Here is a 12,123-nt window from a genome sequence, read left to right on the forward strand (position 1 = left end):
TCGGCCCCTTTCTTTTGGCCGCTATCCTTTAAGCGACCTCAGGGCCTGTTCGTGGGCGTAGGCGGCGATATCCATCAGGGCGGCGTCCAGGGCCGTCTTGACCGCTTCCAGGCCCTCCTGGCCCGCCTCGCAGCGTTCACAGACCTCGCCCAGCTGGAAGGCGCCTACCCCGCGCGCAGCGCCCTTCACCGTGTGGACCGCATCGCGCCAGCCCGGATGGGTCGGATCCAGCATCGGAGTCCACAGCGCGGCCTGTTCGCGAAACAGCGCCAGCACCTCCTCGACAACCCCGAAATCGCCCGCCGCGAACCCTTCCAGGTAAGCGAAATCCACGGCTCCGCTAATATCTCGTCTGGCCATGAAAAAAGCTCTTGCGCTCCCAAATTCATTGCGTATGTTCCGCGCCTCGCCGCCGGGGCTCGCAAGTGCTTCGGACCGTCGAATGGGTGTATAGCTCAGTTGGTAGAGCAGCTGACTCTTAATCAGCGGGTCGTAGGTTCGAATCCTACTACACCCACCATTCCCGCTTAATTTGAACGACTTACAGAAATTCCCCTCCGGGGACCCGGCCGCTCGCCGTGCGCCTGGAAGGTCAGTGAGCGCCGCGAACGGCGCGCGGGAAAGCAGCCGGTTCCAGCTTCGAACCGCCCTCGGCAAGCCACTGGCAACGTGGCTCGAGCGGGGCTCCAAAGCCAGCGGCGTCCGGGCGGATCACGTCGCGATGCGCGGCGTCAAAGCTCCCTGGCGCCCATCGCCCACGCCCCCCTTCAGACCGGATCGGCGCTCGCCCGTATCGCGGGACAGGTCCGCGACCGCAGCGGTGTGGCTCAGGTCACCGAACCGCCCACGTCAGGCCCTGCGGATGAGGTTGCGGCGTTAAACGCCCACGCAACGTTCTCTGCGCGCCGGCGAACAGCGAGGCGCGCCCCAAAAGAAAAGGCCCGGCCTTGCGGCCGGGCCAGGGGGAGGTCGAGAGGGCGAGCCCTGCGTCCTGAGCCTGGATCGGGCCGGCAAGGAAGGAACGCCGGCCCGATTTTGGAGAAGGCGAAGCCGGCGCCAGAAGCGCCGAGCCCGCCCAGAGGCTCTAGAAGCTCATCCGCAGGCCGACCACGTATTGGCGGCCGGGCTTGTAGTAGGTGAAGGTCGCGTTGTCGTACTGGAAGTGCGAGCGCAGCGACTCGTTGGTGATGTTGGTCACGTTGAACGTCAGTTGCGGCGCGTTCTTCATGCCGAAGATTTTCTCCAGGTCGTAGCTCGAGGAGAAGTCGGTCTGCTTGTAGTCGTCCGAGAACAGCGCGGCCGCCGTGACGCCGTTCTGGTTGGCGCCGCTGGACTGCGACCCCTTCCGGAACACGTGGCTGAGACGCAGGCTGACGCCGTTGTGCTCGTAGTAGCCCGTCAGGTTGTAGGTGTACTTGGCCACGCCGTAGGCGATCGCCGCGCCGTCGCTGGTCTGGTCGACGATGGTGGCGTTGGCGTTGACGCCCAGCCCCTCGACGCCGAACCGGCTGGTCAGGAAGTCGAGCGGTTGCACCCACTGGAATTCCAGGCCGTTGATCGTCAGCTTGTTAGGCACGTTGATCTGCGACTGAATCTGGACCTGCGCCGCGGTCGGACCGCCGCGCGAATTGATCGCCGTCTTCTGGGTGTCGTTCAGGGTGTCGTAGGTGATGCCGTACTGGGCCAGATACGCGAACGGCTGGGTCACGACGTTATTGGTCGTGAAGCCGGTCAGCGACTTGCGGAACGCATTGACGGCGATCACGCCTTCCTGGCCGGTATAGAACTCGAAGCCCAGGTCGATGTTCTTCGAGAAGTAGGGCTTAAGGGCCGAGTTGCCGATCGTGGCCTGGTCGGCGGACGGGGCGCCGAAGGACACGCCCGGCAGCTGGGCGGCGGGATCCGGACGGGTCATGGTTTCCGACACCGCCACGCGGGCCACGGCGTGCTCGCTCACGTCATAGGCGATGTTCGCGGCCGGCAGCCACTTCGAATAGGTGTTCTCGGTGTAGACGAAGTTGGTGATATTCGGATAGCGCGCGCCATCGGCCAGCTGAGCGCCGCCCGGCAGGGTGTTGCGCGGATCGGCGATCGAGACGCGGCCGCCGATCGTCTGCTTGGTGTGGACGTAACGGACGCCGATGTTGAAGCGCAGGTCGCTGTCCATCACCTGGGTGACGCCGTTGAGCTCGGTATAGGCCGCGCTGTTCTTCTCGTTGATGTAGCCGCCGCTGGCGCCGGTGTTGGAGCCGCCGGTCTCGACATACGCGTCATGCAGCTTGTCGTAGCCGGTGGCTTGCTTGACCTTGTCCCAGTCGACCGTGACGAAGCCCGCCGGACCCGGCTTGAGATAGCTGGCCAGGCTGGCGGTCGGGATCAGCGAGCCGGCATAGGTGAGCGTCCCGGTCTGGCCGGCCGTAGCGCCCGTGCCGTAGCCCGGGTAGGTCGGATAGCCGGCCGGGGCGGCGCCCGGCTGGTTCAGGCCTTGGCACGCCGGGGTGCTGTTCGGCGAGGTCAGGTTGATGCTGGGGTTGTTACCGCAGGTCGCGTTCTGCCACGGGGTGGTGTTGTCGTAGCCACGGATGGTGCGCGAGATGTCGTCGTAGTTGCCGCCGAACTTCAGGTTCAGCTTCTCGTCGCCCCAGGTGACGGCCGCGCGGGCGCCCTTGGTCTCATACCAGCGCTTCTCGTCCTGCATGTTCAGCCGGCCGCCGGTCCAGACGAAGTTGGCCGGGTTGTTCAGGTCGACGCTGCTCTTGATCGTCGGGATGCCGTTAGCATTGTAGGTGTAGTCGACGGTCGTGCCGACGCCCAGCGCGGTGACCGGACCGAAGGTCGGGCTTTCCCGATGGAAATTGCTCTTGGTGTAGTTGGCCTGGGCCTCGACCTTCAGCTTGTCGTTGATGCGCCACTCAGCGCCCGGATTGATGCCCCAAAGCTCGGTCTTTTCGATGTAGGGACGGTATTCCAGGAAGAACTGCGAGTTGGCGTAGGTGCCTGACGTGACCGTGCAACCGGCCGAGCAGTCTGTCTTGTCGTACTTGGTGTTGGTCGGGATGATCGCGCCGTTGCGCACGATCCAGGCCATGTCGATCCGCTCGAGATCGTTTTTCTTGTAGCCGTACATCCCGTCGACATAGAAATTCAGGTTGTCGTTAGGACGCCATTCGAGGCTGCCGACCAGGTTCAGTCGGTCGCGGCGGCCGTATTCGGCCGAGGGGCGGCCAAGGCGCGGCAGCAAGCCGTTATCGATCTGCTGGATCGTCGCGCCGGGGTTCTTCGACAACAGGAACGCCTGGTCGATGACCGTGCCAGCCACCAGGCCCGCGCCGGCGCCCACCGGCACCGTGGCCGGGATCGTCCAGTTGCCGCCGCCGGTCGGGTTACAGCCCGTGGCGGCGCCGCACTGGGCGGCCGACAGGTTCGGGTTGGTGAAGCCGATGGTCTCGTAGCCGCGCGTGTCGGTGTGCAGGCGCTGGCCCGAAACCCCGAACAGGACGCCGAAATTGTCCCAGGTCTTGCTGGCGATGACAGAGCCCTTGCCGCCCAACTTGGCGCCGTCCGGCTTCACGCCCTGGACGTTCATGGTCAGGTGCTGGCCGGGACGGTCGAACGGACGCGCCGAACGCATGTCGATGTTACCCGCCGCGCCGCCTTCCAGCAGGCTGGCCGAATAGCTCTTGTTGACCGTCAGCTTGGTGAACAGGTCGGTCGGGAAGAAGCTGAGGTCAACCGAACGGTCGGTGCCCTGCGCGTCGGTCGCGCCCGACGAGGCAACGGCGATCGAGGCGCCGTTCAGCGTCACGTTGGTGAAGTTCGAGCCCAGGCCGCGGATGGCGACGTTGGTGCCCTCGCCCGTGATGTCGCGGGTGATGGTGATGCCGGGGATACGGTTGAACGACTCGGCGATGTTGGAGTCGGGGAACTTGCCGATATCTTCGGCGAAGATGGCGTCGGCGAAGCCGGTGGTCTCACGCTTGGCGACCGTCGATTGCGCCAGGCTCTTACGATAGCCGGTGACAACGATTTCGGTGACCGCATCGGACTCGACAGCGCCGGCGGGCGGCGTGGTCTGCGCGTGGGCCTGGGCGGCGATCAGCCCGGAAAGCATCGTAGCGCCCAGCAGCGCGGCGCGCCGCAGGCGCGCGGCCATAAGTACCCGTTCCATCTCATTCCCCTCTAATTGGAGCTCGCCACCCGACGAGCCGTCCTAGTTTTTTGGGCGCTGGCGATTTTGTTAGCGCTACCAGACACTCACTCAAATCCGCACCGACGTCAATATGTAGGACAACCTTTGGTCTGACCATGAAAACGCCCTGGCCAGACCTTTGCGGTAGCCACGCTTCTATCTGTATTAATTGGATTATTTTTCCAGTCGTTCGCCCTGTCGCTCGCCGAAAGCCCGACGAGGGGCGCCGGAAAAGGACGGGATAACTGCGACAAATCGTCGTTCACAGTCCAGGCCAATTGGCCTATATGGGCTAGCCTACCCGGCGTTTAGCCGCATCCGGATCAAAAACGCTAATTTGCCTTTAGTCGGAGTTTATTCTGGCAAAATAGACGGTGTCGGACGAAGAAAGATGTGAGTTGGCGGCCTTCCCGTTGTGAGGCTCGTCAAAGGGCTTTGGCCAGGACACTCGGGCGCCCCGCTGTCGGGAGACGTGACGGGAAGCCAACCCATACCTAGGCCTTCTCGCGCCGAGGCTGTGGATTGATTACTCAACATCCACCGCCTGACGAATGAAAAACACCCGACGAGATCATCGCCCCGTCAGACAAGGATACCGCGCCTCATGATTCGAAAGACCCTGATCGCCCTTTGCCTCGTCGCCGGCGGCGTCGCTCACGCCGCGCCCTTGCCACAGCCGGCGCCTGATCGGATCTCGACTCCGGAAGCCAGGTTCGACTGGTTCGAGTACGAGGGGGCCGATCCGTCTGACGAGGCCTTCAGGCCGACCCCGACCCAGTACGCCAATCCCATTCTCAAGGGGACCTATCCCGACCCCGCGGTCATGCGGGTCGGCAAGGACTTCTACTACGTCAGCTCGACCTTCGCCTGGTTCCCCGGGCTGCCGGTCTTCCACTCCACAGACCTCGTGCACTGGAATCAGATTGGCAATGCGATCGACCGTCCCGGCATGCTCGATTTCGGACGCCTTGGCCTCTCGCGCGCGGTGTTCGCCCCCACACTGAGCCATCACGACGGGGTCTTCTACATCCTCAACACCTGCGTCGACTGCAAAGGCAACTTCCTGATCACGGCGACCGATCCCAAGGGACCCTGGTCGGATCCGGTCTGGCTGCCGGCGGTCGAGGGCATCGATCCCTACCTCTTCTTCGATGATGACGGCAGCGCCATGATCGTCTTCAACGGCGAGCCGCCCGGCCCGCCGGAGTACAGGGGCCATCGCGCCATCTGGGCGATCAAGTACGACATCAACGCCAAGAAGACCGTGGGCGAGCGCAAGCTGTTGCTCGACAAGGGGGTCGATCCCTCCACCAAGCCCATCTGGCCCGAGGGACCGCACATCCTCAAGAAGGACGGCTGGTACTATCTGATCGCCGCCGAGGGCGGCACCGCCGAGGGCCACAGCCAGGTCGCGCTGCGCTCCAGGAGCGCCTGGGGTCCGTATGTTCCCTACCCCAACAATCCGATCCTGACCCAGCGGGGCCTGCCCAAGGATCGCCCGCTGCCGATCACCTCGGCCGGTCACGCCAATCTGGTCGACACGCCGGACGGCAAGTGGTGGGCGACCTTCCTGGCGGTGCGTCCCTACGGCGATGACCTCTACAACACGGGGCGCGAGACCTTCCTCTTGCCGGTCGAATGGAAGGAAGGCTGGCCGATCATCCTGGAGAACGGCAAGACCATTCCCTACGTCCACGCCAAGCCGGATCTGCCGGCGACCACGCCCACGCCGCCGCCCACCTCAGGCGCCTTCAAGGTCCGTGAGGCGTTCGACGGCAAGGCCCTGCCGCTCAACTGGGTGACCATGCGGATCCCGCAGCAGCGCTGGTGGCGACTGGAGGGCGGGAAACTGGTCCTGAACGCGCGCCCCGAAGCCATCGGTGGCATGACCCAGCCCTCATTCTGGGGCCGCCGTCAGCAACATATCAACGCCAGCGCGTCCACGGAAATGCGGTTCCAACCGACCATGACCGGCGACAAGGCCGGCTTGGTCGCCGTGCAGAACGACGACCATTTCTTCTTCTTCGGCGTGACCCGCGACGCGGCCGGTCAAGACAAGCTGGTGCTCGAACGCCGCGCCAGCGCTCAGGACCCTGTCGAGGGCGTCGTGGTCGCCAGCACACCCGTCGCCTTGAAGGGCGGCGCGCCCATCCGGCTGAAGATCACCGCACGCGGCGGCGCCTATGATTTCTCCTACGCGCTCGCCACGGGGTCCTGGAAGACGTTGAAGGCGGACGAGGACGGAACGATCCTGTCGACGAAGAAGGCTGGCGGCTTCGTCGGCGCGCTTTTGGGGGTCTACGCCCACCGCGCGAGCCCCGATCCCATTCATTGACGGAACGCCCCTAGTCACCGAGTGATCCGGGGATAGCCTGCCGCGAACCCTATTCAGGCGCGTCCAGCAATCCTCGGATTACCGACGCCAGCTGGCTCTCGGAGACCGGCTTGAAGAGAATGCCTGCGGGATGGTCGCCCTCGATCCGCGTCAGGGTCGCCGGCTCGCGCGATCCGGTGATGAAGATCACCTTTGAGCCGACCTGCTCATGGATGTCGCTGGAGGCGTCGACGCCGTCGCGATCCCCCTGCAGACGCATGTCCATCAGGACGATGTAGGGCTGGTGCGTCAACGCCAGGTCGAGAGCCGCCTCGGCCGTCTCGGCCGTGCCGCAGACCTCCAGCCCCAGATCCTCCACATAGATGCGGAGCGTCTCGGTGATGATGAACTCGTCGTCGACTATCAGGACGCGGTCACGGTGCAACATCGTCAGGCGCTCCTCGGCGCGGGCAGGTGCGCCTCCCAGCAGACGCCGTCGGTCTGAAGGGACCGGATTGTTCCACCCAGTTGACGTACCAAGCCTCTGACGATCTTCAACCCCATCGATGGTTTGGCCTCGGCCGCGGTCTCGGAAAACCCCACGCCGTTGTCTGCGACCCGCAAGACCACCTCGCCCTCGGCGGCGGCGCCTAGCGTGACGGAGACTTCGCCCTCCCGTCCGGGAAAGGCGTGCTTCAGGGCGTTGGTCGTCAGTTCGGTGACGAGCAGTCCTAACGGCACGGCGAAGTCGAGGTCGACGCTCAAGGGCTCCGCGTCGATTCGCAGGTCCACGTTTTCGGGCGCGCCGACCTGGAGGTGGGCGATCAGCTGGGACAGGAAGGCCCCGACGTCGAACGTCTTCAGGTCGGCCGAACCCATCAGTTGGTGATGCACCAGGCCCAAGGCGTAGACCCGCTTGCGCAAGCCCTCGATCGCCGCGACCGCGTCGGGATCGGAGAGCTTCCGCGACTGCATCAGCATCAGGCCGTCGACCACCTGAAGATTGTTCTTCACCCGATGATAGACCTCGCGAAGGAGGAGATCGCGCTGCGCGAGGGTCGCCGTACGCTCTTGAACCAACTCCTCCAGCCGAAGATTGGCGGCCTCCAGCGCCGCCCTGGCCGCCTTCTGCTCCTCGAGGCCGTTCAGAACGCTCTGGCGAGCGGCGATCAGCTCGAGCTCGTAGGCGCGGCGCTCCGGCGCGGAGAACAATGCGCCGTAGCGCCGCCCCGCATCCTGGCCTGGCGTCACCGTCAACAGAACAGGGCGCGGGGCGCCATCCGCATGGGCGAGTTCCAGAAACACCTCTTCGGCCGAGCCGCTTGTCAACAAGGAGGGTTCGGCCTTGAGGGCATAGACGAATTGCGAGGACCGGGTGAGGAGCTCCCGGAAGGCGCGGCCGACAAGCGCGGCAGCCGGCGCGCCCGTCATGGCGGCCATGCGTGGGTTGACGGCTTGGATGACCATGTCGGCGTCCGCCTCGAACAGCGCTACAGGCGCCAACCTGCCCAGGGTGTCGCCGTCGTCTTCCCTCAAACGCCGGCCTCCTGGAGGAAGCGCTCGATGGCCTCGATGACCGCCGCGGGCGCGCTCAGATGCGGATAGTGACCCCGCGCGCCGAGCATCTCCAAACGGGCATTTGGAATTTGGTCGGCGAGGAAGCGCGCGGCCGCCAGCGGCACGACCGCATCGGCGCTGGCCTGCAGAACGAGCGTGGGGACCCGACATTCAGCAAGGCGCGCCCGGTGGTCCGACATGAACGTGGCCCGCGCGAAACGGCGCGTGAGCTCAGGATTGGCGCGACTGAAGCTGTAGACGAGTTCCTGCGTCAGGGCCGGCCGGTCGGGCTGGTCCATGACTTTTGGCGCCAGCGTCCTGGCCCAACCCTGGAAATCCAGTTCCATCAGGCTCAGCAGATCGTCCACGTCCGCCCGTTCGAAGCCTCCCTCATAAGGCCCGTCGTTCAGGTAGCGCGGCGATGAGCCGACCATGACGATGCGCCCGATCCGCGCGCTGCGCAGCGACGCGAGCAGTGCGATCATGCCCGACACCGAATGGGCGGTGAGCGTGACATCGCGCAGGTCGAGGGCGTCGAGAATGTCGACGAGATCGTCGGCATAGCCTTCCAGGGTCTGGTAGCGATCGACGTCGTACTGGGCCAGATCCGACGCGCCGCTGCCCATGTGATCATAGAGCACCACGCGCCGGGTCGTCGCCAGGTGCGGGGCCACCTCGCGCCAAACCGTCTGATCGGTGCCGAACCCATGCAGGAGCATGATCGGGGGCTCGCCGGTTCCCAACGCGCTGACGGCATGGGCCTGCAGCAGCGTCCGGTGCTCTCCCGGCGTCAAGACAGGGCGAACGATCCCCTGCGGCAAAGCTACTCTCCCCTAGTGCGAGCCACGCATGACTATACGTCCTCAGGAAGAACATTCACCGGGATTGGCGCGAAGCCAAGATGCGGCGGTGCGTCGCAGGCGCAAAAAGCCCAGCCTCATGTCCCGCCAAAGAGAGCGGACAAAAGTCGCCCCCCGCGAGTGTCGGCCATGGCTCCTGGCGCCATGACGTGCTTAACCGCCGCGGGGCCGCCTCGCGCCCGACCTCTGAGCTCGGAATGACCATGGCGCCATCGACCGCGAACCTGGCGATCTGGACAATCTCGGCGATAGCGACCGCCGCCGTCATCGTTCGCCCGTTCAAGGCTCCGGAAGCCTTATGGGCAATGGGCGGCGCGCTCCTGCTGCTGGCGACAGGCCTGCTGCCCTTTTCTGACGGCCTCGCGGCAGTGGCCAAGGGTTGGGACGTCTATCTGTTCCTGATCGGCATGATGCTGCTCTCGGAGGTCGCGCGCCGAGAGGGCCTGTTCGACTGGGTCGCGGCCTATGCCGTCAATCACGCCCAAGGCTCGCCGCGCCGCCTGTTCCTGCTGATCTACGTCGTCGGGGTGGTCGTGACCGTCTTCCTGTCCAACGACGCCACGGCCGTCGTTCTGACGCCGGCCGTGTTCGCGGCGGCGCGCAAGGCCAAGGTCGATCCCCTGCCCTACCTGTTCATCTGCGCCTTCGTCGCCAATGCGGCCAGCTTCGTCCTGCCGATCTCGAATCCCGCCAACATCGTTCTCTATGGCGACCACACCCCGCCGCTGGGCCGATGGCTGGCCAGCTTCGGCCTGCCCGCCTTGCTGGCCATCCTGGCGACCTATGGCGTGCTGCGCCTTGTCGAAGCCAACCGCCTTGGCCAGACCTGCGAGCGCGACATCGACCAGCCGGCCCTGTCGCGCGGCGGCAAGCTGGCCCTCGCCGGCATCGGCCTGACGGCCCTCAGCCTGGTGATCGTGTCGGCGTTCGATAGGCCGCTGGGGCTGCCGACCGCCCTGCTGGGCGTGGCCACCACCATCCTTGTCCCGATCGCCGCCCGCGCCTCGCCCTGGCCCGTTCTGAAAAGCGTCTCCTGGAGCGTGCTGCCGCTCGTGGCCGGGCTCTTCGTGCTGGTCGAGGCCCTCGGACGCACCGGGCTCATCAACCGCCTGGCCGACGGGCTCAAGACCTCGTCCGAAGCCGGACCATCGCTCACCGCCGCGGCGGGGGGCGGTATTCTCGCCATCGCCTCCAACCTGATGAACAATCTGCCCGCCGGCCTGATCGCCAGCACGGCGCTCGCCCAGGCGCAGCCGCCACGGGTGGTGACTGACGCCCTGCTGATCGGCGTCGACCTGGGCCCCAACCTGTCGATCACCGGATCGCTGGCGACCATCCTGTGGCTGACCGCGATCCGCCGCGAGGGCGAAGACGTCACCTTCTGGCGGTTTCTGAGGGTTGGCGCGCTGGTCATGCCGCCGGCCCTGGTGCTGGCGATCGGCGCCCGACTGCTCTTGGAGTCGGCGGGCTAAGCCTCGCCCAGCCCTAGACGAAGAGTGGGATCGGCGCGACCTTGTCCTGCGCCGCGTCGGGATGCTCCTCGTGCTCGACAAGCACCGTCGTGCCTGGAGCGGTCCCCACGACCTTAACGGTCGCCTTCAACTGAGTGGCCAGGGCCCTTACGATGCTGGTGCCCAGCCCGGGCTTGCCGCCCTCGGCGTCGGGAATACCGACGCCGTCGTCGGCGACAGAGAGCCGCCATGAAGCACCCTGCGCGTGATAGGCGACCTTGATCGCGCCGCCGCGATCACCCGGGAACCCGTGCTTCAGCGCGTTGATCACCAGTTCGGTGACGATCAGGCCAAGGCTGACAGACGTCTCGGAACTGGTGACGCTGGCGTCCGCCTCGACCGTCAATTTCAACAGGGCCGGATCCCGGATCATCGAGGCGCCGATGCTCTCGCACAGCTCGGTCAGGTAGGCCCGGATCCGGACCTCGTCCTCCCCCGTCGTGGCCAGCTGGCGCTGAACCGCAGCCACCGACATCACGCGATGATGGGCGCTGCGAAGATGATCGCGGGTTTCGTCGGATTGGACCCTGCGGGCGCTCTGCAAGAGGACGCTGGCGATGATCTGCAGGCTGTTGGCGACGCGATGCTGCAGCTCCTTGAGCATGGTCGCCTTCTCGACCAGGAGGTTATCCTTGACCCGCTCAGCCAATCGAAGATCCGTGACATCGGCCATGGCCAGGATCAGCAGCTCCTCCGCCTGGCCAAACTGCAGCTTCTCGGCATTGAGGACCAGTTGCCGCGTGGTGCGACCAGGGACCACCAAGTCCATTTCGTAGGCGGCGATCTTGGCCTTGCCCGATGCGGTGGCCTTGAGCAGGGATCTCAACTGCGGCACGTCCCATTCTCCCGCGCCGAGATCGGCGACGCGCAGGCCGGTCGTGCGGGCAGGGTCGATCTCGAACGCCCGGCAGAAACTGGTGCTGGCCGCGATGACGACCATGTCGTTGTCCAGCAGCAAGGTAGGTTCAGCCGAGGTGGCGATGATCGCCATGGCCAAGCCATGGCCGGCGTCGACGTGCAGGATGGGGTGGGCAGCCATGGCTGTCCTTAACCGACCAGAGGCTCGCGGAGCGAAAGCCATACCTGGCTAGGAACGTCTGGGATTTAGCCGCGAGCGAAAGCGGATTAAACAACCGTACCACGACCAGTCCAGCTTGCGCGCGGTTGTTCTGCCCGGGCAGAAGTTTACGCGTACGCTATGGCTTGATCACCGCCGCGGCTTCCACGCACTCGATCAAGGTCGAAGGGCGATAGGGTTTTTGGAGAAACCGCCCATTGGGAGGAAGATCCACGGGATCGACGGTCGCCGCGCCGGAGGTGGCGATGATCGGCAAGTTGGGCCATCGCAGGGACACGAGGCGCGCCAGACCCAGACCGTTGATCTCGCCAGGCATGTCGACATCGGTGAACAGCAAGGCGACGTCGGGGCGAGCATCGAGCAATACGAGCGCCTCTTGAGCATCAACCGCTTCCAGGGCGTCATAGCCGGCGTCCCTCAGGATGTCGCAGGCCAGCATGCGAACCAGGACCTCGTCCTCCACCACCAGCACCACAGGCGCCGCCGTGACAGCGCCCTCCGCGGCCTCGCCGATTTCACTGCTCATCGCCTTACCCCTAACCCGACAGCCGCGTTTCGACGGCCCTATAAGCGTCGGGTAGCCGACTAAATTCGAGATCACGGTTTTAGTTGCG

The 12,123-nt window shown here is 65.3% G+C and carries 9 protein-coding genes and 1 tRNA gene; 3 read left to right on the plus strand and 7 right to left on the minus strand.

The annotated features are described in order from the left end of the window. Positions 1-21 precede the first annotated feature (21 nt). Positions 22-360: an Hpt domain-containing protein gene (locus CSW62_RS17730; RefSeq protein WP_143324423.1), complete on the minus strand. Its 339-nt coding sequence runs from the start codon at positions 358-360 to the stop codon at positions 22-24. 84 nt (positions 361-444) lie between these two features. Between CSW62_RS17730 and CSW62_RS17735 the strand changes: the two genes are divergently transcribed. Then, positions 445-520: transfer RNA gene (locus CSW62_RS17735), tRNA-Lys, on the plus strand. A gap of 564 nt (positions 521-1,084) precedes the next feature. Here the strand turns inward: CSW62_RS17735 and CSW62_RS17740 are convergent. Next, positions 1,085-4,168, minus strand: a complete 3,084-nt coding sequence (locus tag CSW62_RS17740; RefSeq protein WP_099580056.1) for a TonB-dependent receptor — start codon at positions 4,166-4,168, stop codon at positions 1,085-1,087. Positions 4,169-4,793: 625 nt separating this feature from the next. Here CSW62_RS17740 and CSW62_RS17745 point away from each other — a divergent pair. Continuing rightward, a complete protein-coding gene (locus CSW62_RS17745; RefSeq protein WP_099580058.1) occupies positions 4,794-6,524 on the plus strand; it encodes a glycoside hydrolase family 43 protein in 1,731 nt (576 codons plus the stop codon). A gap of 49 nt (positions 6,525-6,573) precedes the next feature. Here the strand turns inward: CSW62_RS17745 and CSW62_RS17750 are convergent, their stop codons facing one another. The 3 genes from CSW62_RS17750 to CSW62_RS17760 are packed head-to-tail and all read right to left on the minus strand — an operon-like array spanning position 6,574 to position 8,881. Then, the gene (locus CSW62_RS17750) at positions 6,574-6,951 is read right to left on the minus strand and encodes a response regulator (RefSeq protein ID WP_099580060.1); all 378 of its coding nucleotides are present in this window, start codon (positions 6,949-6,951) and stop codon (positions 6,574-6,576) included. 2 nt (positions 6,952-6,953) lie between these two features. Beyond that, a complete protein-coding gene (locus CSW62_RS17755; protein WP_099580062.1) occupies positions 6,954-8,039 on the minus strand; it encodes a sensor histidine kinase in 1,086 nt (361 codons plus the stop codon). Continuing rightward, positions 8,036-8,881, minus strand: coding sequence for an alpha/beta fold hydrolase (locus CSW62_RS17760; protein ID WP_099580064.1), 846 nt, complete (start codon positions 8,879-8,881; stop codon positions 8,036-8,038). Before CSW62_RS17760 ends, CSW62_RS17755 begins: the two co-directional genes overlap by 4 nt. A 242-nt stretch (positions 8,882-9,123) precedes the next feature. Here CSW62_RS17760 and CSW62_RS17765 point away from each other — a divergent pair, with 242 nt between their 5' ends. Then, the gene (locus CSW62_RS17765; protein ID WP_199170630.1) at positions 9,124-10,392 is read left to right on the plus strand and encodes an arsenic transporter; all 1,269 of its coding nucleotides are present in this window, start codon (positions 9,124-9,126) and stop codon (positions 10,390-10,392) included. Between the two features lie 13 nt (positions 10,393-10,405). Here the strand turns inward: CSW62_RS17765 and CSW62_RS17770 are convergent, their stop codons facing one another. Continuing rightward, positions 10,406-11,470, minus strand: coding sequence for a sensor histidine kinase (locus CSW62_RS17770; protein ID WP_099580068.1), 1,065 nt, complete (start codon positions 11,468-11,470; stop codon positions 10,406-10,408). Positions 11,471-11,627: 157 nt separating this feature from the next. Then, positions 11,628-12,035, minus strand: a complete 408-nt coding sequence (locus CSW62_RS17775; RefSeq protein ID WP_099580070.1) for a response regulator — start codon at positions 12,033-12,035, stop codon at positions 11,628-11,630. Positions 12,036-12,123 lie beyond the last annotated feature (88 nt).

Origin of the sequence: Caulobacter sp. FWC2 (assembly GCF_002742625.1) — a bacterium.
In the GTDB taxonomy this organism is placed as follows: Bacteria; Pseudomonadota; Alphaproteobacteria; order Caulobacterales; family Caulobacteraceae; genus Caulobacter.

Coding starts and splice junctions, on each gene's coding strand:
- CSW62_RS17775 (WP_099580070.1), bottom strand. CDS start 12,035: ATGAGCAGTGAAATCGGCGAGGCCGCGGAGGGCGCTGTCACGGCGGCG.
- CSW62_RS17745 (WP_099580058.1), top strand. CDS start 4,794: ATGATTCGAAAGACCCTGATCGCCCTTTGCCTCGTCGCCGGCGGCGTC.
- CSW62_RS17730 (WP_143324423.1), bottom strand. CDS start 360: ATGGCCAGACGAGATATTAGCGGAGCCGTGGATTTCGCTTACCTGGAA.
- CSW62_RS17740 (WP_099580056.1), bottom strand. CDS start 4,168: ATGGAACGGGTACTTATGGCCGCGCGCCTGCGGCGCGCCGCGCTGCTG.
- CSW62_RS17770 (WP_099580068.1), bottom strand. CDS start 11,470: ATGGCTGCCCACCCCATCCTGCACGTCGACGCCGGCCATGGCTTGGCC.
- CSW62_RS17765 (WP_199170630.1), top strand. CDS start 9,124: ATGGCGCCATCGACCGCGAACCTGGCGATCTGGACAATCTCGGCGATA.
- CSW62_RS17750 (WP_099580060.1), bottom strand. CDS start 6,951: ATGTTGCACCGTGACCGCGTCCTGATAGTCGACGACGAGTTCATCATC.